This is a genomic window from Kineosporia sp. A_224 (assembly GCF_002198655.1).
In the GTDB taxonomy this organism is placed as follows: Bacteria; Actinomycetota; Actinomycetes; order Actinomycetales; family Kineosporiaceae; genus R-H-3.
Genome location: NZ_MWLN01000160.1, coordinates 1 through 21,965 on the forward strand (window position 1 = coordinate 1; position 21,965 = coordinate 21,965).

Below are 21,965 nucleotides of genomic sequence, written 5' to 3' on the forward strand. Positions count from 1 at the left end.
GCGGTGGCCTGGGCAGCGGCCCGCACCGGGCGGGCCGGCTTCTGGCTCGCCGCGACCTCCTTCGGCTCCGGGGCCGCGACGTCCGGCGGCTGCGGCGGCGGGACGGAGTTCATCCAGCCGCCGAGCCGGTCCTTCTCGTGGAGCAGGTCCTTGATGTCGAGCTCGGCGTACTCGAACTCCGGGCTCCAGAAGAGCGCGTCGAAGGGGCAGACCTCGATGCAGATGCCGCAGTACATGCAGAGCGAGAAGTCGATGGCGAACCGGTCGAGGACGTTGCGCTGCCGCTCCCGGCCGCCGTCCACCGCGGGGATCGTCTCCTTGTGGGAGTCGATGTAGATGCACCAGTCCGGGCACTCGCGGGCGCAGAGCATGCACGAGGTGCAGTTCTCGTGGAGCAGCGCGATGACCCCGCGGGAGCGCGGCGGCAGCGCGGGGAGGACGTCGGGGTACTCGGCGGTGTGCGCCGGGCGCAGCAGGGCCTTGGCGGTCGTCGCGAGGCCGCGCACGAGCCCGGCGGCCGTGCTCCGCGCGGTCTGCGCGCCGTCCTCGTCCCCGGTCACGGCACGCATCCTGCCGTGTCCGGGGGGCCCGGGGCGAGTGACCCCCCGATCCGTCGCCAGGCTGCGTGCGCCGGCCCGAGCAGGGGTCATGGCGTCCGGACGCGATCTGCCGGGCCAGCCGGACCGATCGCCGGTACTTCTCTGAGCAAGCATTGCCGACTATAGTCGCGACATGCCGACTATAGTCGGTAGGCAGCGAGGAAAGTCGGTCAGACATGGACCTCAGCAAGCCGTTGGCGGTCGTGACACCGACGCTCGACGCTGCCGTCCTGCAGGCCCTCGCCGCCACGACCGGCTGGGTCAGCGGCGCCCAGGTGCACCGCCAGGGCGGCGCGGGCAGCCCGGACGGGGTGCGCAAGGTGCTGGCACGCCTGGTCCACCAGGGGATCGTGCTCGCGAGCGAGCACCGCCACGCGACCCTCTACTCGCTCAACCGGGACCATGTCGCCGCCGACGCCATCGTGTCCATGACCCTTCTGCGCGGAGCAGTGGTGGACCGGATCAAGGCGGCGATCGAGGCGGGACCCGCGACCCCGACGCATGCCAGCCTCTTCGGGTCCTTCGCCCGTGGGGACGCCTCGGCCGACAGCGACATCGACGTGCTCGTCGTGTTCGACGAGCACGGGCGAGCACCGGACGACGAACGGGCCGCCTTCCTCGACGATCTCGCCGAGGACGTCCGCCGCTGGACCGGGAACCGTGCCCAGATCGTGGCCCTGACGGTCCCCGTGCTCGCCGAGATGGCCGCCGCAGACGATCCCCTCGTGGACTCCTGGCGAGCTGACCACGTCCATCTCGCCGGCACCCGGCTGCTCGACCTGCTGAGGAGGACGCCGTGAGCCCGAGGGCGAAGGGTCGGGTGACTGACTGCAGCTCGGAGCAGGCACGGGCCCGGCGGGCGCAGGCACGGGCCTTCCTCGACGTGGCCGAACTGGTGCTCGAGGAGCCGTCGACGCAGTCCGATCCGCACGTCCAACCGTTGGGACAGCCGTACCGCAGAACGCACCAACGGGCCGGAACCGCGGCGTGTCGGCGCTGAGAGCGCTCTTGTGACGTCGGGCGGTACGGACGTCCCGGGATGCGGACGACGCGGGGCCGGGCGGCGGGACGGCGGCGGGCCGGACGNCGTTGGTGCGTTCTGCGGTACGGCTGTCCCAACGGTTGGACGTGCGGATCGGACTGCGTCGGGTGGGGCGGCGAGACGCGCGTCAGGCCGGGCGGGCGGCGAGGCCGAGGCGGTCGAGCACCCAGGCGAGGATCTCGGCCTCGTACCGCAGGCGGGCGTAGCGGCCGGTCGGGCCGGCGTGCGCGCCCTCGGCGAGCTCGACCCGGAAGAGCACGTCGGACGGCGCCTGCGGGTCGTCGGTCGCGCGGATCCGGGCGACCCACTTCGCCGGCTCGTGGACGAGCACCCGCGGGTCGTGGAGCGCACCGGTGACGAGCAGCGGCGGCCGGGGCGACGGCGGCACATTGTCGTAGGGCGACCAGGAGAGCATCGACGCGAAGTCGTCGCGGTCGGCGGGGTTGCCCCACTCGTCCCACTCGGTGACCGTCAGCGGGATCGTGTCGTCGGACATCGTCGTGACGACGTCGACGAACGGGACCTCGGCGACGACGCCCCGCCACAGCTTCGGCGCCCGCGACCAGACCGCGCCCTGGAGCAGGCCGCCGGCCGACAGGCCGCGGGTGACGATCTCGCCGGGCACCGCCCAGCCGGACTCGACGAGCGCGGCACGGGCGGTGACGAAGTCGTCGAACGTGCGCGCCTTGCTCCGCAGCCGGCCCTCGAGCCACCAGCGCCGGCCCAGCTCGCCCCCGCCGCGGACGTGCGCGACGGCATAGCAGACGTCGCGGTCGAGCAGGCTGAGCGTCGCGACGGAGAACTCGGGCCACGAGCACGCCTCGTAGGCGCCGTAGCCGTAGAGCAGCGCGCCGTTCGTCGCGCGCTGGAGCGCGCCGCGGCGGCGGGCGATCGTCACCGGCACGCGGACGCCGTCCGCCCCCGTGCCCCAGACCCGCTCGGTGACGTAGCGGGTCGGGTCCAGGCCCGGCACCGGGGTGCGGTGGACGACGGTGCGGGCGCCGGAGTCGAGGTCGACGCGCGACCAGACCGGGGCGGTGACGAGGTTCTCCTCGACGACGACGAGGTCACGGGCCCGCGGGTCCTCGAGCCGGTGCACCCGGATCTGCCCGCACGGCAGGTGCGGGTGGATCTCGCGCGGCGACACCTGGCCGGGCGCGGATGCCCGGCTCATGACCCGCAGGAACGGCTCGGCGTCCCGCCGGACCGACAGCAGCACGTGCCCGGCGAGCACGGCGACGTCGACGAGCCGCTCGCCGCCGGTCCGGGCGACCGCGCCGGGGACGGTGACCCACGTCGACGGGTCACCGGTCTCGCCGGCCTTCGGGACCGGGGCCTCGGCGAGCCGGAACTCGACGGCGTCGTCGTTGGTGACGATGAGGAGCCGGTCGTCGCCGGTGCCGAACCAGCCGCCGGGCAGCGCCTCGACGGCGTACTCGACGCCCGGCCGGCGCGCGGCGACGACGCGCGGCGCGGCCTGCGGGTCGGCGGCGTCGAGGAGGGTCACCTCGCGGGTGTCCCGGGAACCGGACGTCACGACGACCCAGCGGCCGTCGCGGGACGCCGCGACCTCGAGCTCGAACCGGCGGTCCGGCTCGGCGACGAGGACGACGTCCTGCTCGACGGGCGTGCCGAGGACGTGCCGCACGACGCGGTCCGGCCGGTTCTGGTCGTCGGCGAGGGTGTAGTGGAACGCGCCGGAGTCGGCGCTCCACGCCCCGCCGTAGTACGTGCCCTGCACCCGGTCGGGCAGGTCCGCACCGGTCGTGAGGTCGCGGAAGCGCAGCTCGTAGGCCTCGTCGCCGCTCACGTCGACGGAGTACGCCAGCCGCTTGCCGTCGGGGCTCGGCTCGACGAGGCCGAGGTCGAGGTGCTCGGCGCCCTCGGCGCGGGCGATCTCGTTCGGGTCGAGCGCGACGACGTCCGGGCCGCCGGACGAGAGCAGCACGAGGTGCTCGTACTCGTCACCGGGCCGGGTCCGCGAGGCCCACATCCGCCCCGACCGCCGCCACGGGACGCCCGGCGAGTGCGCCGGCGTCCGGGACTCCATCTCTGCGGCGAGCTCGGCCCGCAGGCCGGCCAGGCGCGAGGTCTGCTCGTCGTAGAACGCGCGCTCGGCCCGCAGGTACGCGAGCGTCTCCGGGTCAGAGGCGTCCCGCAACCACGCGTAGTCATCGATTCGTTGCACGCCGTGCGCTTCGTGAACGCTCTGTCGGCGCGGCGCAACGGGCGGTGACGAATTGGGGCCCGGCTGGTCCCGATCGCGCGGATCCTGCGCCGACAGGGCCATGTCGGGACCGTAGCACTGTGTACCGATCAGGAAAGGATCTTGCGTCGCCCCTCCCCTGCACCGGGGCCGGTGTAGTAGACAAAGCCACTTCACCGCGCGCTCCTGACCCGCCGGTCAGCAGGAGAGGGCCGCGCGGCCGGCTGCACCGCCCGTGGAGGATCGCATGGCCAGCACCGGCTCCGCAGTCGCCGCCCGAGCGCGCCGCACCGACGCCCCGCACCGCGCCCGGCGCCGGCTCGCGGCCCTGGCCGTCCTCGCGCTCGCGGCGCTCGGCGCAGTCCCCGCGGCCGGGTCGCCGGCGGCCGCCACCACGACGCCGACCGCCACGGGCACCGCCGCCGGCGAGGGCACCTTCACCGTCGGCATCCTCAACGACGTCGACTCGCTCAACCCCTTCACCGGCATCGTCGCCGAGGCGTACGAGGTCTGGGGGACGATGTACGACACCCTCACCGGCACGAGCGAGAAGGACTTCTCCACGACCCCGGCGCTCGCGCAGAGCTGGACGACGTCCGCCGACGGCAAGACCTGGACGTACACGATCCGCTCCGGCGTCACCTGGTCGGACGGCGTCCCGCTCACCGCGAAGGACGTCGCCTACACCTTCAACCGGATCATGAAGGGCACGTACGAGCAGACGAACTACGGCTCGTACGTCGCCAACATCACCTCGGTGACGGCGCCCGACGACACGACCGTCGTCATGAAGACCAAGGTGCCGACCCCGATCATGACCCGGCTCCTGGTCCCGATCCTGCCCGAGCACGTGTGGAGCAAGATCTCGGAGAAGCAGGTCAAGTCCTACGCGAACCAGACCGACGTCGTCGGTTCCGGCCCGTTCCAGCTCCTCGAGCGCAAGAACGGCCAGTTCATCCGGCTCAAGGCGAACAAGGGCTACTGGAACGGCGGCCCGAAGATCGACGAGCTCGTGTTCCGGGTGTACGGCAACGCCGACGCCCTCGGCCAGGCGCTCAAGAGCGGCGAGGTGGACTTCGCCGACGCGCTCGACGCCGACGTCTGGCAGTCCCTGAAGAACACCCCCGGCGTCGTCGCCTACGCGGCGAAGTACTACAGCTTCAGCGAGCTGTCCTTCAACACCGGTGCGGCGATCGACGACGGGACGGCGATCGGTGACGGGCACCCGGCCCTCAAGGACAAGAAGGTCCGGGTGGCGCTCTCCTACGCCGTCGACCGCAAGGCCCTCGTCGACCGCGTGCTCAACGGGAACGGCACCCCGGGGACGACGATCATCCCGCCGGCCTACACGGCGCTCCACCTGGAGCCGTCGAACCCGTACACGTTCGACCTCGCCAAGGCCAACCAGCTGCTCGACGAGGCCGGGTACGCCAAGGGCGCCGACGGCATCCGGACGATGCCCGGCGGGGGGAAGCCGCTGAAGCTCAGGCTGTTCCCGCGGCAGGAGTCCGAGCCGTCGCAGCAGGCCGCGCGGTTCATCCAGGGCTGGTTCAAGGACGTCGGCGTCGCCGTCGACATCAAGGTCCTCGCCGAGGACAACCTCACCGAGATCATCGGCCGCGGCGAGTTCGACATGTTCCTCTGGGGCTGGGTCGTCGAGCCGGACCCGGACTACCAGCTCTCGACGTTCACGTGCGCCAACCGGTCGTACAAGGACGGCGGCGACGTCTTCGCCAACCTCTCGGACTCCTTCTACTGCAACAAGGAGTACGACGCGCTCTACGAGAAGCAGGCCAGCCAGATCGACCCCGCGCAGCGCGCCGAGACGGTCAAGCAGATGCAGCAGCTGCTCTACGACGACGCGCCGTACATCCTCACCTGGTACGACGACGACACCCAGGCCTACAGCGACAAGTGGACCGGGTTCGTCGCCCAGCCCGAGGGCGGCGCCCTGCTCTTCCAGTACGGCACGTACTCCTACCGCAACGTCGAGCGGAAGAAGGCGACCGCCGCGGCAGGCGGCGCAAGCTCGGGCTCCGCGTCGTCCGGCGGCGGCCTGGGCACCGGCGTGCTCATCGGGATCGGCGGGGTCGCCGTCCTGCTGCTCGGTGGCGCGGGCGCGCTCCTCGCCCGCCGCCGCGGGGCGGACGCCGACCGCGAGTAGCGGCGTCCGGCACCGGGCGGGGCGGCAGGGACCACCAGAGCAGGACGATCGGCGCAGGAAGGGGACGACGCGTGGGCCGGTACGCGCTGCGGCGGGCGGGGACCGCCGCCGGCACGGCCGTCTTCGTGCTCGTCGTGAACTTCTTCCTCTTCCGGCTGCTGCCCGGCGACCCGATCGGCCTCATCACGCGCGGCCGCAACATGGACGCCGACCAGATCCGGGCGCTGCGCGCCCAGCTCAACAAGCCGATCTGGCAGCAGTTCCTCGACTACGCGTCGAACCCGTTCTCGACCGGCGTCGACTCGGTGAAGTACAGCCGCCCGGTCTGGGGGCTCATCGGCGAGCGGGTCGGCCCGACGCTGCTGCTCGTCGGCACGGCCACCGTCATCGCGACGGCCGTGGGGCTGTGGATCGGCATCCGTGCCGGCTGGCGGCCCGGCCAGGGCTTCGACCGCGGCTCGACCGCGGTGACCCTGCTGCTCTACGCGATGCCCGAGTTCTGGCTCGGGATGCTCCTGCTCATCGCCTTCGGCACCGGGATCGGGCCGCTGCCCGCGCTCTTCCCGATCGGCGGCATCTCCACGCCGGGCGTCGACACCTCGACGCCGGCCGGCTGGCTCGACGTCGGCCGGCACCTCGTGCTGCCCGCGACGACGATCGTCCTCGGCTACGTCGCGGAGTACTCGCTCATCATGCGCGCGAGCCTCGTCGACGAGGTGCACGCCGACTACGTGACGACCGCGCGGGCCAAGGGCCTCAAGGACGCCGAGGTCCGCCGCCGGCACGCGCTGCGCAACGCGATGCTGCCGACGTCCTCGCTCGTGCTGCTCAACATCGGCTTCGTCGTCTCCGGCGCCATCACCGTCGAGACCGTCTTCTCCTGGCCCGGGCTCGGGCTGCTCACCTACGACGCGCTGCGCGGCCCGGACATCCCGCTGCTCCAGGCGCTCTTCCTGCTCTTCTCGCTGTCGGTCATCGCCGTCAACCTCGTCGCCGACCTGCTCTACGGCGTCATCGACCCACGGGTGCGGACGTGAGCGCGGACGCCGGGCCGGGCACCGGCGCGGACGCCGGGACGCAGCGCACCGGGCGGCAGGACGCCCGGGCGCTCGCCCGCGCCCGCCGCCGGACGGCGCTGCGCCGCGCCGTCCGCGACCTGCTCCGCAAGCCCGGCGGCGTCGCCGGCCTGGTGATCCTCGGGTTCTTCGTCGTCCTCGCGCTCCTGGCCCCGCTGCTCTTCCCCGCCGAGACGCTCGAGGTGACCCGGACGACGCAGCCCAAGCTCGCGTCGCCGTACGCCGGCTACCCCTTCGGCACCGACCGTTACGGCATCTCGGTGCTCGCCCTCGTCGCGTGGGGCGCGCGGATCTCGCTGCTCGTCGGGATCAGCGCCACGGTCATCTCGATGGTGCTCGGCACCCTCGTCGGGATCGCCTCCGGGCACTTCCGCAACCTGCTCGGCGCGGTGCTGGAGCGGCTCACGGACTGGTTCCTCGTCATCCCGTTCCTGCCGCTCGTCATCGTCCTGGCGACGGTGCTCGGGTCGAGCATCCTCAACGTCGTCGTCGTCATCGGGATCACGTCGTGGCCCGCGACGGCGCGGCTCGTCCGCGCGCAGACGCTCTCCATCGAGGCCCGGCCGTACGTCGAGCGCTCGCGGGCGCTCGGTGCCGGCGAGTGGCACCTCATGACCCGGCACGTGCTGCCCAACGTCATGCCGCTCGTCCTGGCGAACACGACGCTCACGGTCGCCGTCGCGATCGCCTCCGAGACGACGCTGTCGTTCCTCGGCCTCGGCGACCCCTTCGCCGTCTCCTGGGGCAAGATCCTCGACGACGCCTTCGGTGCGGGAGCGATCACCGCGGGTGCCTGGTGGTACCTCGTGCCGCCCGGCGTGTGCGTCGTCCTCGTCGTCCTCGCCTTCACCCTCCTCGGGCGCGCGCTCGAAGAGGTCCTGGACCCGCGGCGGAGGTCGGCATGACGCTCCTGCAGGTCGAGGACCTGCACGTCACCTACCGCGGCGGCGAGGGCGACGTGCCCGCCGTCCGCGGCGTCGACCTCACCGTCGCCGAGGGCGAGGTCGTGGGGCTGGCCGGCGAGTCCGGCTGCGGCAAGTCGACGCTCGCGAGCACGGTGCTGCGGCTGCAGCCCGCGGGCGCCCGGGTCACCGGCAAGGTCCTGCTCGACGACGAGGACGTGCTGACGATGCGCTGGGGCCGGCTGCGCGCCGTCCGCTGGGCCGCGGCGTCCGTCGTCTTCCAGGGCGCACTGCACTCGCTCAACCCCCTCCAGCGGGTCGGGGACCAGATCGCCGAGCCGATGCTCCTGCACGAGCCGGGGACGACGCGGGGCACCGCCGCCCGCCGCGCCGCGGACCTGCTCGAGCGGGTCGGGCTGCCGGCGTCCCGGGTCCGCGCCTACCCGCACCAGCTCTCCGGCGGGCAGCGGCAGCGAGTCATGATCGCGATGGCGCTCGCCTGCTCGCCGCGGCTCGTCGTCGCCGACGAGCCGACGACGGCGCTCGACGTCATGGTCCAGGCGCAGGTGCTCGACCTGCTCACCGGGCTCGTCGCGGACCTCGGGCTCGGGCTGCTGCTCATCAGCCACGACCTGTCCGTGCTCGGCTCCACGTGCGACCGGGTCGCCGTGATGTACGCCGGGCGGATCGTCGAGACCGGCCCCGGCCGGGACCTGTTCACCGACGCCCGCCACCCGTACGCCAAGGCGCTCGCGGCGGCGTTCCCGACGATCGGCGACCCGGGCGGACGCCTCTCGCCCGCCGGCCTGCCGGGCGACCCACCGGACCCGGCGGCGCTGCCGACCGGCTGCAGCTTCCACCCGCGGTGCACCGTGGCCGTCGCCGCCTGCGAGCGCCGCGACCCGCTGCTGCGCCCGGCCGGCCCGGGCCGGTCGGCGGCCTGCCTGCTCGTCGGCGAGGACGGCAGCCCGCTCACCGGCACCGACGGCGACGTCCCGGAGGAGCTGCGATGACCGCGACGACAGCGGGGGCCGGACCGGCCGGCGCGACGCCGGAGGGCAGCCCGCTGCTCGCCCTGGAGGACGTCCACGTCGTCCTCGGCGGCCACGGGGCGCCGTCCGCACGCGCCGTCGACGGCGTGCACCTGCAGGTCCGGCGCGGCGAGATCGTCGCGCTCGCCGGCGAGTCCGGCTGCGGCAAGACGACCCTGGCCCGGACGGTGCTCGGCCTGCAGCGGCCGACGTCCGGGCGGGTGCTCGTCGACGGCGTCGAGCTCGGCACGTCACGCGCGGAGCTGCGGGCCTGGCGGCGCCGGGTGCAGCTCGTCCCGCAGGACCCGACGGGCTCGCTCAACCCGCGCCGCACGGTCTACGAGGCGGTCGCCGAGGGGCTGCGCATCCACCGCATCCCGGCCGAGACCGGCCGCCGCGAGGACGACCTCGTCGCCGAGGCCCTCGAGCGGGCCGGGCTGCGGCCCGCGGAGCGGTTCGTCGCCCGGTACCCCGCCGAGCTGTCCGGCGGCCAGCGGCAGCGCGTGCTCATCGCCGGCGCGCTCGCCGTCGGCCCCGAGCTGCTCGTCGCGGACGAGCCGGTGAGCAGCCTCGACGCCTCCGTGCGCGGCACGATCCTCGCCCTGCTCCTGCGGCTGCGCGACGAGCTCGGGCTCAGCGTCCTCGTCGTGACGCACGACCTCGGGCTGGCGTGGAACATCGCCGACCGGCTCGCGGTCATGTACCTCGGCCGGGTCGTCGAGGCGGGTCCGACCGAGGAGGTGCTCGCCGACCCGCAGCACCCCTACACGCAGGCGCTGCTCTCCGTCGTGCCGGAGACCGGCCGGCTCGAGCCCGTCGTGCTGCGCGGCGAGCCCCCGGACGCGACCGCGATCCCGGCCGGCTGCCGGTTCCACCCGCGGTGCCCGGCGTTGGCCGCCGGCCCGGCGGCGGGGGTCGGCGACGGCCTCGCGGCACGCTGCCGCAGCGAGGCGCTGCCGTTGCTGCCGCCGTCCGCCGGGCACACCGCCGCCTGCCTGCTCCGGGACGCTGAAGCGCAGGCACCGGGCAACCCGGCGAGCGTGCCGGACGACGGGTAGGCTGGCAGACAGTTCCTATTGTGCCAACGAACGTTGGCGAGATACTGTGCTCCGACCGTCACCTCCGGCTCGTCCGGCGACGACGGTCATGGGTGGACCGGCAGCCTTGCCGGGCGGGGTGTAGGCGCCGGTCCACCCGGTGCAGTCGCGTGGCGGCGCGGAAGGTAGCAGCAGGGCGGACGACACGTCCCGCTGAGGCTCGCAGCGCCCTACCCTTTCGGGGTGTGCGCTCTGAGTGATCGCGTCGCCACCGACAGGAGTGTCATCACGTGACCGAGTACCGGATCGACGAGCTCGCCGCCGCGGCGGAGACGTCCGTCCGCAACGTGCGGGTCTACCAGGAGCGCGGGCTCCTCGCCCCGCCGCGCAGGGTCGGCCGGACCGGCGTCTACACCGAGGCCCACCTGGCCCGGCTGCGGCTCATCCGCCAGATGCTCGGGCGCGGATACACGTTCGCGACGATCCACGAGCTCATCCAGGCGGCCGGCTCCGGCCAGGAGCTCGCGCACTTCCTCGACCTCGACCAGGTGCTCTCGGCACCGTGGTCGGACGACGAGTCGAAGCACTACGACCGCTCGAGCCTCGAGGCCCTCGTCGGCCCGCTCACGCCCGACCAGCTCGAGCGCTTCCACCGGCTCGGCCTCGTCGAGACCGACGGCGACGTCTACCACGTGCGCAGCCAGCGGCTGCTCGACGTCGGCGCCAAGCTGGCCGCCGCCGGGGTGCCGCTCTCGGAGGTCATGGACCTCGCCGAGATGCTCACCGCCGTCGCGAACGGTGTCGCCAACCAGTTCTTCAAGCTCTTCTACCGGACGGTCGCGTCCGAGGGCCGCAGCGAGTCCGACATCACCGAGTCGATGCTCGTCATGCGCCCGCTCGCCCGCGAGGCCCTCGACGCCGCCTTCTCGCTCGCGCTGACGAACGAGTCCGAGCGGCTGCTCGAGCGCCGCGCCAAGCAGGCCCGCAGCGGCGTCCGGCCGACCTTGGACGACGGCACGCCGGGCGCCGACGACGGCGCCACGCTCACGACCCCGGCCTGAGCACCAGGTCGCAGCACACGGTGCCGGCGGCGTCCTGCCGCCGGACCTGCGCGTGGACCGGCCCGGCGCCCTCGCCCGGCGTCCGGTCGGCGAGGACGTCGACCGTCGACGGCAGCGGGACCGGCTTGCGGAAGCGCGCGACGCACGTGACGTCCGCGGGCATCCCGGCCTCGACCGCGTGGGTGAGGCGGGCCGCCGTCCAGAGCCCGTGCGCGATCGGCCGGCTGAACCCGAACGCCTTGGCCGTCAACGGGTACAGGTGGATCGGGTTGCGGTCGCCCGCGGCCGCGGCGTAGGCCCGGCCGAGCCCGGCGTCGAGCGCCCAGGTGCCGATCCGGTGCAGCGGGGCGTCGGCCGCACCGCCGGACGACGCCGCAGGAAGGTGCCGACCTGGGTCCAGGCGACGTGACCGCCCTGCCGCACAACCGTCACGACGTCGAGGACCTGCCCGAGCCGGTGCGGGCGCAGGTTCTCCGCCCGGACCTCGAGGTCGAGCGCCGTCCCGGCGACGAGGCCGCGCCCCTGCCGGACGGTGTTCTCCAGGTGGACCATCCCGATGACGGCGAACGGGAAGCCCGGCGCCGTCATGAGCGCCATCTGCAGCGGGAAGCTCAGGGCGTTCGGGTAGAGCAGCGGGAGCCGGCCCGCCCGCGGCCCGCCGACGACGTCCGCGTAGCGCGCGACGTGCGCCGGGTCGGGCCGGACGCCGGTGAGCCGGTAGGCCACCCGGGGCAGCTCGCGGGAGCCGCCACCGACCCCGGCCGCCCGCAGCGCCGCGCGCGCGAACGACAGCGGCAGCGCCGGGGACGCCGGCAGGTCGAGGACCTCGTAGCCGGCGGGCAGGTCGACACCCGTCCCGAGGCTCATGCGCCGATCAGCCCCTGCCCGCACACCCGCACGACGTTGCCGGTGACGGCGTCCGAGCGCGCGTCGAGCATCCACCCGACGGTCTCCGCGACGTCGACCGGCAGCCCGCCCTGGCGCAGCGACGAGAGCCGGCGGCCCGCCTCGCGGATGCCGAACGGGACGGCCTTCGTCATCGCGGTCTCGATGAAGCCCGGCGCGACGGCGTTCACGGTGATGCCCTGCGGTTCGAGCGCGGCGGAGAACGCCTCGACGAGCCCGATGACGCCGGCCTTGCTCGCGGCGTAGTTCGTCTGGCCGAGGTTGCCCGCGATGCCGGCGATCGAGGAGACGAGGACGACCCGGCCGCCGGCAGTGAGCGCACCCTCCTCGAGCAGGTCGAGGGTGATCCGGCGCGGGGCCTCGAGGTTGACGGCGATGACGGCGTCCCACGCGGCTTTCGACATGTTGACGAGCTTCTTGTCGCGCGTGATGCCGGCGTTGTGGACGATGCCGTCGAGCCGGCCGAACGCGGCCCGGGAGGCGGCGGCGATCCGCGCGCCCGCGTCGGGCGCGGTGACGTCCGCGACGACGTGCGCACCGCCGACGCCGGCCATGAGGTCGGCGAGCGGGCTCGCCCCCGCGGCGACGTCGATGCCCACGACGTGGGCGCCGTCCCGGGCGAACGCGCGGACCATCGCGGCGCCGATGCCCCGGCTCGCACCGGTCACGGCGACGACGCGGCCGGCGAGCGGGGTGTCGGCGCCGGGCTCCGCGGTGCCGCCCGGCACCGTCGGCGCCCCGAGGCGCACGACCTGCCCGTCGACGAACGCCGACCGGGCGGACGCGAGGAAGCACACGGTCGAGGCGAGGTGCTCCTCGGCCCCGGCGCCGACCACGACGAGGTTCGCCGTCGCGCCGCCGCGCAGCTCCTTGGCGAGCGCGCGGACGAACCCGGGGACGGCACGCTGCGCGGCGACCGCCGCGGCGTCGCCGGCGCTCTCGTGCGGGCGGGACAGGACGACGACCCGCCCCGACGGCGCGAGCCGGCGCAGCAGCGCGGGGAAGACCTCGTGCAGCGCGACGAGCCCGGCCGGGTCGCTGATGTCGCCGGCGTCGAAGAGGATCAGGCCCAGGCGCTCGGTGCTCTCGTCGGTGCCCGCGAGGACCCGGGCGCCGGCGGCCTCGAGCGCGGCGACGGCGGGCTTGAGCAGGGCGCCCGCCCCGGCCGCGGCCGCGACGGCGGGCCCGACGAGCAGCGGCGCACCGGGCTCGTGCCGGCGCAGCGTGGGCGGCGGGGCCACCCCGACGCGCTTGAGGAGGGTGCGGCCGGTGCCGTTGCTCAGGAGGGTCTGGATCGGGTCCACAGCCGTACTGTAACCTTGTGTGTAACTGAGTGTCTACATTCTGGCTCAGCACCATGATCCCCCACCGAGCGGGAGCCCCTCGTGACCCCCAGACGCCCCTCCTCCGCCGACTCCGCCGCCGCACCGGCGCCGTCGTCCGCAGGCCGCACCATCGCCCCGAGCGTCCGCCCCGTCGCGGTCGTCGCGGGCAGCCGCATCCCCTTCGCCCGCTCGAACCGCGCGTACGCGACGGCGTCCAACAGCGACATGCTCGGCGCGGCCCTCGACGGGCTCGTCACGCGCGCAGGCCTCGCCGGGGAGCTCGTCGGCGAGGTCGTCGCCGGTGCGGTGCTCAAGCACAGCAAGGACTGGAACCTCACGCGCGAGGTCGTCCTCGGCTCCCGGCTCGACCCGCGCACCCCCGCGTTCGACCTCCAGCAGGCCTGCGGCACCGGCCTGCAGGCCGTCACCCTCGTGGCCAACAAGATCGCCCTCGGCCAGGTCGACAGCGCGATCGCCGGCGGCGTCGACACGGCGTCCGACGCCCCGCTCGCGCTCAACCCGAAGCTGCGCGCGGTGCTCCACGCGGCGAACCGGGCGCGGACGACGCAGGGCCGGCTCGCGGCCCTCGCGCGGATCCGGCCGTCGTTCCTGGCGCCGGAGGTCCCCAAGAACTCCGAGCCGCGCACCCGCAAGTCGATGGGCGAGCACGCGGCGCTCACCGCGCTGGAGTGGGGCATCACCCGCGAGGCGCAGGACGAGCTCGCCGCGGCCAGCCACCGCAACCTCGCGGCGGCGTACGAGCGCGGGTTCTTCGACGACCTCGTGACGCCGTTCCGCGGCCTCACCCGGGACGACAACCTGCGCCCGGACTCCTCGGTCGAGAAGCTCGCGACGCTGAAGCCGGTCTTCGGGTCGGGCTCGACGGCGACGATGACCGCCGGCAACTCGACCCCGCTCACCGACGGCGCCTCGACGGTGCTCCTCGCGAGCGAGGAGTGGGCGGCCGCCCACGACCTGCCGGTCATGGCGTACGTCACCGCGATGCAGACGGCCTCGGTCGACTACGTCAACGGCGCCGAGGGCCTGCTCATGGCGCCCGCGTACGCCGTCCCGCAGATGCTCGACCGGGCCGGCCTGACCCTGCAGGACTTCGACCTCTACGAGATCCACGAGGCGTTCGCGTCGCAGGTGCTCAGCACCCTGGCGGCCTGGGAGGACGAGGTCTTCTGCACCAAGCGGCTCGGCCGCGAGGGCGCGCTCGGCCCGGTCGACCGCGCCAAGCTCAACGTCAACGGCTCGTCCCTGGCCGCCGGCCACCCGTTCGCCGCCACCGGCGGCCGGATCGTCGCGAGCCTCGCCAAGGCCCTCCAGGAGCGCGGCGGCGGCCGCGGCCTCATCAGCATCTGCGCCGCCGGCGGCCAGGGCGTCGTCGCCATCCTCGAGGCCTGACCCACCCGCCCCACCGCTCATGCTCGCGCCGCGTACCGGAAACCGCGCTCCCGCAGCCGTTCTCCGGCACCGGCCGCGAGCATGAGCGGTGGTCGGACGGCAACCAGCCCCGGACCGCTCAGGCACCAGCAACGTACCCTTCCAGCCGGCTCCGCGGCGCCGGAACGGTACACATCAGGTGCCTGACGCAGAAGTAGGCGGATGCCGTCCGACCTCGCCCTGCCCTCGCGTCACCCGCTGCGTCACGACCCCGCTCGGCGGCGGGCGGGCGGCTACTCGGTGGCCGGGAGGGGGGCGGGGGTGACCTCGGCGGCGACGGCGCGGCCCATCTGGACGACCATCTCGACGATCCGGTCGGCGTCGACGGGGGCCCAGACGGGCAGGCCCGAGGACGACGGCCGGACGACGACGCCGCTGCGAGCCAGGTGCATGACCCCGAGGACCTGCATGTAGAGGGCGTTGGCGAGCAGGTCGGCGTCCTCCACGGAGAGCACCGCCCCGGACTCCGCGCGGGCGAGCACGAGCAGGCCCGCGATCCGGCGCAGCTCGCCGGCCATGAGCGAGCCGAGGCGCAGCAGCGACGACTCGCTGATCTCGTCGAGGAGCATCGGGCCGGGCTTGCCGAGCAGCGCGAGCGCGCAGTCGACGAACGCGGGGTGCTCGAGGCAGTACGTGGCGAACTCGCGGTTGACCCGCTCGAGGCGCTCGCGCGGGCCGGCCGACTCGTCGTCCGTGGCGTGCAGGCGGGTGTCCAGCTCGACGAGGTAGTCGGCGAGGGTCAGCGCGAACAGCTCCTCCTTGCTGGAGAAGTGCCGGTAGATGATCGCCCGGTTGACCCCGACGGCGGCCGCGATGTCCTCGATGTTCGCCGAGCGCATCCCGCGCGCGTCGAAGAGCCGCCGCGTGCTCACGACGATCTCGTGCTGACGCTCCCGGCGGCGGGCGGCGGCCCGGTTGCCGCGGCTCGGGCGCGCCGGCGGCAGGCCTGCGGCAGGACCGTCGGCGGGGACGGCGGCACCCTCCTCGAGGGCGGCGCGGGGCGGCGGCGGGGTCACCTCACGAACGATAGCGCGCACTCCCCAGGAAGGTGTAGCCAGATGTGTAACTTCTAGTTACACTCGCTGTCGCGCCACCGGCCCGTTCCCCCTTCGGTCCGGTGGCGCCTCCACCGCCACCGCCGGCAGCGCCGGCGCGGCGGCCGGGTCCGGACCACGGACCCGTCACCCGGACGACCAGTGCTGGAGGCGGCACATGACGACGCTGACGACGCGGCCCGCCGCGACCTCGCGCAGCGCCAGGCGCGACCCCATGACGATCGCCCTGCGCGGGCTCACCCGGCTCGCCCAGGCCTCGGTCCTGGACCGCTGGGGCCTGCGGGGCAGGGCCGAGCGGACGGCGTTCCACGCGACCCGCGTCGGCATGGGCGCGGCCGCCAGGGCCTCGAGGACCTTCGCCAGGGGCAGCGGCCCGTCGACCCCGCAGCGGCAGTCGACCGGCGCCGGCGCGGACCTGTTCGACCTCACCCCGTCCGAGGAGCAGCAGATGCTCGCGGAGGTGGTGCGCGAGTTCGCCGCCGAGCAGGTCCGCCCGGCCGCGGACGACGCCGACCGCAAGCACGCGACCCCCGAGGGCCTCGTCGCCGCCGCCGCCGAGCTCGGCATGTGGCAGCTCGGCGTCCCGGAGTCGCTCGGCGGCCTCACCGCGGAGCGGTCGGTCGTCAGCGGCGTCCTCGTCTCGGAGGCCCTCGCCCACGGCGACCTCGGCCTGGCCGTCGCATGCCTGGCCCCCGGCGCGGTCGCGACCGCGCTGGGCCTGTGGGGCAGCGCCGACCAGCAGGCCACGTACCTGCCCGCGTTCGTCGGCGACACCCCGCCGACCGCCGCGCTCGCGCTCACCGAGCCCGTCGTCCTCTTCGACGTCCTGGCCCCCGCGACCAAGGCCGTCCGCACCGCCGACGGCTGGCGGCTGGACGGCGTGAAGTCGCTCGTCCCGAACGCCGCCACGTGCGAGCTCTTCGTCGTCGGCGCGACCGTCGAGGGCGAGGGCGGCGGTCCGGCGCTGTTCGTCGTCGAGTCCGCGACCGCCGGCCTCACCGTCGAGGACGAGCCCGCGATGGGGCTGCGCGGCGCGCAGACGGGCCGGCTGCGCCTGGACGGCGTCGTCCTGCCGGCCACGAGCCGGCTCGACGGCACCGAGGGCGCCGCGGCCGCCTACCGCGAGTGCGTCCGCCTGTCCCGGCTCGCCTGGGCGTCGCTCGCTGTCGGCACCTGCCAGGCCGTCCTCGACTACGTCGTCCCCTACGTGAACGACAGGGTCGCCTTCGGCGAGCCGATCAGCCACCGGCAGGCGGTCGCGTTCACGGTCGCGGACATGGCGACCGAGCTCGCCGGGATCCGGCTCACCGTCCTGCGCGCGGCCGGCCGGCTCGACCGCGGCCTCGACGCCGCCCGCGAGGTCGCCCTCGCCCGCCGCCTCGCGTCGCACCACGGGATGCAGATCGGCAGCGACGGCGTCCAGCTCCTCGGCGGCCACGGCTACGTCCGGGAGCACCCGGTCGAGCGCTGGTACCGCGACCTGCGCGCCGTCGGCGTCATGGAGGGCGTCGTCCTCGTCTGAGGCCGCCCCGCCGGCCGGCCCCGCCGGCCGCCCACCCGAACCGTCCTGACCACTCCGCCCGAGGAGCAGCAGTGATCAACCTCGAGATCCCCCGCAAGATGGCCCCGGCCGTCAAGCAGGCCCAGGCCGTCGCCAACGGCGTCCTGCGGCCGATCTCCCGCACGTACGACCGCTTCGAGCACACCCGGCCCAAGGAGCTCGACATGCTCGGGGCCGTCGTCGACGGCCTCGACGCCGCCGGTGCCGGCGGCTCCGGCGCCAAGGGCGTCCGGCGCGAGGCGCCGAGGTCCGGCGAGGTGCGAAACGGAACGAACCTCTCGACGGTGTTGAGCATCATGGAGGTGTCGTACGGCGACGTCGGGCTGGTGCTCGCGCTGCCCCGCCAGGGCCTGGGCAACGCGGCTGTGGCCTCCGTCGCGAACGACGAGCAGCTCGCCCGCTTCGGCCACCTCTGGGCCGCGATGGCCATCACCGAGCCGGGCTGCGGCTCGGACTCCGCGGCGATCCGGACCACCGCCACGAAGGACGGCGACGAGTACGTCCTCAACGGCGAGAAGATCTACGTCACGGCCGGCGACCGCTGCGAGGCCGTCGTCGTGTGGGCCTCGCTCGACCCGAGCCTGGGCCGGGCGGCGATCAAGCCGTTCGTCGTCGAGAAGGGCACGCCGGGCTTCACCGTCGCCCGCCTCGAGGAGAAGCTCGGCATCCGGGCCTCCGACACCGCGACGCTCATCCTCGACGGCGTCCGGGTGCCGGCGTCGAACCTTCTCGGCGACCCCGAGGTCAAGGCGGACAAGAGCTTCGCCGGGGTCATGCAGACCTTCGACAACACCCGCCCGCTCGTCGCCGGGATGGCCGTCGGGGTGGCCCGCGCCGCCCTCGAGGAGGCCACCCGGCTGCTCGGCGAGGCCGGCGTCACGGTCGACTACGACGCCGCGCCGCACGCGCAGCCGGCCGCGGCCGCCGAGCTGCTCGCGCTCGAGGCCGACTACGAGTCGGCCTACCTGCTCACCCTGCGCGCGGCGTGGATGGCCGACAACGGGCAGCCGAACTCGCTCGAGGCCTCGATGGCCAAGGCCAAGGCGGGCCGGACGGCGACCGACGTCGCCCTGCGCTGCCTGGCGCTCGTCGGCTCGCTCGCCTACGGCGAGGACCTCCTGCTGGAGAAGTGGGCCCGCGACGCGAAGATCCTCGACATCTTCGAGGGCACCCAGCAGATCCAGAAGCTCATCATCGCCCGGCGGCTGCTCGGCAAGTCCTCGGCGGAGCTCAGGTGAGCCGCACGCACGCCAAGGACCCGGCCCGGCGGCAGAGCTCGGTCGGCCCGATCGGCGACCTGCTCCGCGGCCTCCCCGTGCTCGTCCGCGCCGGGGTCGTCAACCCGGCCCGGCCGGACCACGGGATCAAGCAGCTGCGGCACCTGCGCCAGTTCGGCCCGACGCTCGCGGGCGGCTTCGCCTCCGCGGCCGACCGCGCGCCGGACCGGCTCGCCGTCGTCGACGAGACCCGCAGCCTGACCTTCGCCGAGCTCGTGGCCCGCTCGACGGCGATCGCCCGCGGGATGGCCTCGCTCGGGGTGACCCAGGCCGACACCGTCGCGATCCTCGGGCCGAACGAGGTCGCGTTCGTCGAGGCGCTCGTCGCGACGTCCCGGCTCGGCGCGGACGCCGTCCTGCTCAGCACGTTCCTCTCGGCCGAGCAGCTGACCCGCGTCGTCGAGCGCGAGAAGGTCAGGCTCGTCGTCGTCCACCCCGACCTCATGCACGTGCTGTCCGACATCCCGCCGGACGTCGTCGTCGTGACGACCGGGGCGGCCCCGGACGGCGGCCTCGACCTCGACGGGCTCGCCCGTACCGACCACCCGCTGCCGAAGCAGCACCGGCGCGGCCGGATCGTCATCCTCACGTCCGGCACGACCGGCGTCCCCAAGTCGGCCCGCCGGCCCGCGCCGTCCGGGCTCGGCCCGGTCGCGTCGATGCTCTCCGGGTTCCCGCTGCGGGCGGGCGAGACGATCATGATCTCCTCCCCGCTCTTCCACACCTGGGCGCTCGGCATGCTCCAGCTCGCGCCGGCGATCGTCTCGACCGTCGTCCTGCGCAAGCGGGCGGACGCCGAGACGGTCCTGGCGGCGCTGTCGGCGCACCGCTGCACCGCGCTCGTCGGCGTGCCGGTGATCCTCGACCGGATCTGCTCGCTGCCTGTCCAGGTCCGCGCCACTCACGACACGTCCCGGCTGCGGGTCGTCGCCTCCAGCGGCGCGGCGCTGCTGCCGGACCTCGTCACGCGCTTCCACGGCGCCTTCGGGCCGGTGCTGCACAACCTCTACGGCGCCACCGAGGTCAGCTGGGCGACGATCGCCGGCCCGCAGGACCTCGAGGCCGCCCCCGGCACCGTCGGGCGGGCCCCGTTCGGCACCCGCCTGGTCGTCCTCGGGGACGACGACGAGCCGCTGCCCACGGGCCGGATCGGCCGCGTCTACGTCGGGAACAGCCTGCTCTTCGACGGCTACAGCGACGGCGGGGACCGCCCGCGCCTCGGCGGCCTCATCGCGACCGGCGACCGGGGCTGGCTCGACGAGGACGGGCGGCTCATGCTGTCCGGCCGCGAGGACGGGATGGTCAACACCGGCGGCGAGAAGGTGCACCCCGAGGAGGTCGAGCAGGCCCTGTCCGGCATGCCGGGCGTCCGCGAGGTCGCCGTCCGCGGCTGGCCGCACCCGGACATGGGCCAGCAGGTCGTCGCCTACGTCGTGCGGGACGACGAGGGCACGGCCCTCGACGCCGAGATCGTCCGCGAGTACGCCCGGCGCCGGCTGTCCCGCTTCGCCGTCCCGCGGGAGGTCGTCTTCGTCGACGAGCTGCCGCGGACCCCGACGGGGAAGGTCGTCCCCCGGCTCCTCCCACCCCCGCCCGGCGTCGCCGGTTGACCGTCCGGGCAGCACGCCCCGTGCCCGGAGCTCCGCAGCACAGCACGGCTCTCAACTACACATCGTCACCATCGGTCGCCATCGGTGCCGACATCGGGATCCAAGAGTGACTCCATGTCACAAATACCCGATCGGACCAACACTTGATGGCATCGATTCCCTAGGATGCGGGAACGCCCGGCACAGCGGGCGGTCCACGGCCGCCCGGGACACCCCTCCGCGCCCAGCGCGGAACCGTCGAGGCACCACAGAAAGGGTACGAACCATGACTGCTCAGGTCGGCGCCGGCAAGGTCGCCTGGCGGCGTTACGCGATGATCCTGGCCCCGAGCCTCGTCCTCGCCGGCGGCGTCGTCGCGCTCACGGGGCAGGGTGCGCTCGCCGCCTCCTTCGCCGTGTCGGGCAACTCGTTCAAGCTGTCGGCCGACGCTCTCGACGGCACGGGCTTCACGTCGTACACCTCGGTCGACTCCTCGGCCGACGGCTCGGACCACCCGGTCACGCCGTCTGGCTTCGAGGAGGCGTTCCTCAAGAACATCTGCCAGTCGGTCGTCTCGAAGACGCCCTTCGGCGACGTGACCATGCGGCTCACCGCGGGCGCCAAGGAGCCGGTCAAGGCGACGAACCTCGTCGCCGACTTCGACCAGCTCTCCGGCGACATCGTCTTCACCGACTACCAGAGCGGTATCGACGCCTCGACGATGAAGGGTGCCGCCAAGGGCCCGCAGGGCGGCTGGGGCCAGCAGGCCGCGAAGATCCACATCGACAACCTCAAGCAGCGCACGTGGGCGACCACGGCCGGCTCGTTCGCCCTCCAGGGCCTGTCGATCGACGTCGCGTTCGGCAAGGAAGAGTGCTTCTGATCCTGGCGGTGTGAGCGGTGCGCGGGCCGGGCCCGGCCGGCGTCCTCCGGGACGCCGGGCAGCCGGCCCGCGCAGCGCTCACCCGGGCGTGTGAACGCGCTTCACGGCGCGACCGCCCGTGCACGAGCCTTAGTCCTTGGGCGACATCCCTGTCGCCGGTCACCGAAAGGCCCGGACCGAGCATGTCCCTGCCCGTCTACACCCCTCCGCCGCGCGAGCCCCTCACCTGGCGCAGCCGCCGCGAGCGCTTCGCGCAGTGGCGCGGGACGCGCCCGTTCTGGGGCGGCGTCTGGACGATCGTCGCCGGGGTCTACCTCTGGGGCCTGACCGCCGCCCCGATCGGCGTCGTCGTCATCCAGGGCGTCGCCGGCATCTCGGCGATCGTCATCTGCCTGGTCTACATCCTCCTGACACTGGTCGCCTGGACGCAGCCGCAGCTGCGCGTCGTCACCGGCGGCATCGTCATCGTCCTGGCGCTCGCCGCGATCCTCCTGACGAACCTCGGTGGCTTCATCGTCGGCACCCTCATGGGCCTGCACGGCGGCGCGAGCATGATCGCCTGGAAGCCCTTCGTCCGGCGCTGGAGCCGGCCCACCCCGCCGGACGGCATCACGGCGCCGGTCACGGTGCTCGTGAACCGGGCGGACGACGCGCAGGACGCGACGGGCGCGGCGGCCGACGGCACGGACGGGACGCCCGCCGCCAGCACAGCCGACAGCACGGCCGGCGCCCCGGACGCGACCACCCCGGACGCGACCACCCCGGACGGCGGCCGTGCTGTCGGCTGTGCTGGCGGCGGGCG

The 21,965-nt window shown here is 74.2% G+C and carries 19 protein-coding genes; 13 read left to right on the forward strand and 6 right to left on the reverse strand.

What is annotated here, in order from left to right; translation table 11 throughout:
* On the reverse strand, positions 1 to 560 hold a 560-nt coding region (locus tag EDJALFJO_RS14175), incomplete at its 3' end, for an NADH-quinone oxidoreductase subunit I (RefSeq protein WP_198950288.1).
* A gap of 215 nt (positions 561 to 775) precedes the next feature.
* On the opposite strand from EDJALFJO_RS14175, the gene EDJALFJO_RS14180 reads away from it, so the two are divergent.
* On the forward strand, positions 776 to 1,399 hold the full coding sequence (locus tag EDJALFJO_RS14180) for a nucleotidyltransferase domain-containing protein (RefSeq protein WP_088286291.1): 624 nt from the start codon (positions 776 to 778) through the stop codon (positions 1,397 to 1,399).
* Positions 1,400 to 1,768: 369 nt separating this feature from the next.
* Here the strand turns inward: EDJALFJO_RS14180 and EDJALFJO_RS14185 are convergent, their stop codons facing one another.
* Positions 1,769 to 3,931 carry a S9 family peptidase gene (locus EDJALFJO_RS14185; RefSeq protein WP_088286293.1) on the reverse strand — a complete coding sequence of 721 codons (2,163 nt, stop codon included), beginning with the start codon at positions 3,929 to 3,931 and terminating at the stop codon, positions 1,769 to 1,771.
* Positions 3,932 to 4,094: 163 nt separating this feature from the next.
* On the opposite strand from EDJALFJO_RS14185, the gene EDJALFJO_RS14190 reads away from it, so the two are divergent.
* The 6 genes from EDJALFJO_RS14190 to EDJALFJO_RS14215 all read left to right on the forward strand — a co-directional run bounded on the left by EDJALFJO_RS14190 (position 4,095) and on the right by EDJALFJO_RS14215 (position 11,118).
* Complete coding sequence (locus tag EDJALFJO_RS14190) at positions 4,095 to 6,011, forward strand: ABC transporter substrate-binding protein (RefSeq protein WP_088286295.1); 1,917 nt, start codon at positions 4,095 to 4,097, stop codon at positions 6,009 to 6,011.
* A gap of 47 nt (positions 6,012 to 6,058) precedes the next feature.
* Positions 6,059 to 7,048, forward strand: a complete 990-nt coding sequence (locus EDJALFJO_RS14195; protein WP_369812532.1) for an ABC transporter permease — start codon at positions 6,059 to 6,061, stop codon at positions 7,046 to 7,048.
* Positions 7,045 to 7,992, forward strand: a complete 948-nt coding sequence (locus tag EDJALFJO_RS14200; protein WP_088286299.1) for an ABC transporter permease — start codon at positions 7,045 to 7,047, stop codon at positions 7,990 to 7,992. Before EDJALFJO_RS14195 ends, EDJALFJO_RS14200 begins: the two co-directional genes overlap by 4 nt.
* Positions 7,989 to 9,002 (forward strand): ABC transporter ATP-binding protein, encoded by a 1,014-nt coding sequence (locus EDJALFJO_RS14205; protein ID WP_088286301.1) that lies wholly within the window; start codon positions 7,989 to 7,991, stop codon positions 9,000 to 9,002. Before EDJALFJO_RS14200 ends, EDJALFJO_RS14205 begins: the two co-directional genes overlap by 4 nt.
* A complete protein-coding gene (locus EDJALFJO_RS14210) occupies positions 8,999 to 10,078 on the forward strand; it encodes an ABC transporter ATP-binding protein (protein ID WP_088286303.1) in 1,080 nt (359 codons plus the stop codon). Before EDJALFJO_RS14205 ends, EDJALFJO_RS14210 begins: the two co-directional genes overlap by 4 nt.
* Before the next feature lie 269 nt (positions 10,079 to 10,347).
* A complete protein-coding gene (locus EDJALFJO_RS14215) occupies positions 10,348 to 11,118 on the forward strand; it encodes a MerR family transcriptional regulator (protein ID WP_088286305.1) in 771 nt (256 codons plus the stop codon).
* On the opposite strand, the gene EDJALFJO_RS35625 is transcribed toward EDJALFJO_RS14215, so the two are convergent.
* From EDJALFJO_RS35625 to EDJALFJO_RS14225, 3 genes are read right to left on the reverse strand one after another with little or no spacing between them, the layout of a single operon-like run.
* Positions 11,102 to 11,368, reverse strand: coding sequence for a MaoC family dehydratase (locus EDJALFJO_RS35625; RefSeq protein WP_233149864.1), 267 nt, complete (start codon positions 11,366 to 11,368; stop codon positions 11,102 to 11,104). The two genes, EDJALFJO_RS14215 and EDJALFJO_RS35625, sit on opposite strands and share 17 nt — an antisense overlap.
* A complete protein-coding gene (locus EDJALFJO_RS35630) occupies positions 11,365 to 11,985 on the reverse strand; it encodes a hypothetical protein (protein WP_233149865.1) in 621 nt (206 codons plus the stop codon). The genes EDJALFJO_RS35625 and EDJALFJO_RS35630 overlap by 4 nt, the downstream gene beginning before the upstream one ends.
* On the reverse strand, positions 11,982 to 13,328 hold the full coding sequence (locus EDJALFJO_RS14225) for a 3-oxoacyl-ACP reductase (RefSeq protein WP_088286309.1): 1,347 nt from the start codon (positions 13,326 to 13,328) through the stop codon (positions 11,982 to 11,984). The genes EDJALFJO_RS35630 and EDJALFJO_RS14225 overlap by 4 nt, the downstream gene beginning before the upstream one ends.
* Before the next feature lie 81 nt (positions 13,329 to 13,409).
* On the opposite strand from EDJALFJO_RS14225, the gene EDJALFJO_RS14230 reads away from it, so the two are divergent.
* On the forward strand, positions 13,410 to 14,759 hold the full coding sequence (locus EDJALFJO_RS14230) for an acetyl-CoA C-acetyltransferase (protein ID WP_088286311.1): 1,350 nt from the start codon (positions 13,410 to 13,412) through the stop codon (positions 14,757 to 14,759).
* A 272-nt stretch (positions 14,760 to 15,031) separates the two neighbouring features.
* Here EDJALFJO_RS14230 and EDJALFJO_RS14235 read toward each other — a convergent pair whose 3' ends face one another.
* On the reverse strand, positions 15,032 to 15,814 hold the full coding sequence (locus EDJALFJO_RS14235) for a TetR/AcrR family transcriptional regulator (protein ID WP_088286313.1): 783 nt from the start codon (positions 15,812 to 15,814) through the stop codon (positions 15,032 to 15,034).
* A 253-nt stretch (positions 15,815 to 16,067) separates the two neighbouring features.
* Between EDJALFJO_RS14235 and EDJALFJO_RS14240 the strand changes: the two genes are divergently transcribed.
* The 5 genes from EDJALFJO_RS14240 to EDJALFJO_RS14260 form a co-directional block, all read left to right on the forward strand.
* Positions 16,068 to 17,375, forward strand: coding sequence for an acyl-CoA dehydrogenase family protein (locus EDJALFJO_RS14240; RefSeq protein ID WP_088286323.1), 1,308 nt, complete (start codon positions 16,068 to 16,070; stop codon positions 17,373 to 17,375).
* 71 nt (positions 17,376 to 17,446) lie between these two features.
* The gene (locus tag EDJALFJO_RS14245) at positions 17,447 to 18,652 is read left to right on the forward strand and encodes an acyl-CoA dehydrogenase family protein (protein ID WP_088286315.1); all 1,206 of its coding nucleotides are present in this window, start codon (positions 17,447 to 17,449) and stop codon (positions 18,650 to 18,652) included.
* Entirely contained in the window at positions 18,649 to 20,301 is a 1,653-nt protein-coding gene (locus tag EDJALFJO_RS14250; RefSeq protein WP_158220437.1) for an AMP-binding protein, read from the forward strand. Before EDJALFJO_RS14245 ends, EDJALFJO_RS14250 begins: the two co-directional genes overlap by 4 nt.
* A gap of 265 nt (positions 20,302 to 20,566) precedes the next feature.
* The gene (locus EDJALFJO_RS14255) at positions 20,567 to 21,163 is read left to right on the forward strand and encodes a DUF6230 family protein (protein ID WP_088286319.1); all 597 of its coding nucleotides are present in this window, start codon (positions 20,567 to 20,569) and stop codon (positions 21,161 to 21,163) included.
* A gap of 182 nt (positions 21,164 to 21,345) precedes the next feature.
* Positions 21,346 to 21,965 (forward strand): DUF6114 domain-containing protein (locus EDJALFJO_RS14260; RefSeq protein WP_088286321.1); only part of this gene is annotated, 620 nt, incomplete at its 3' end.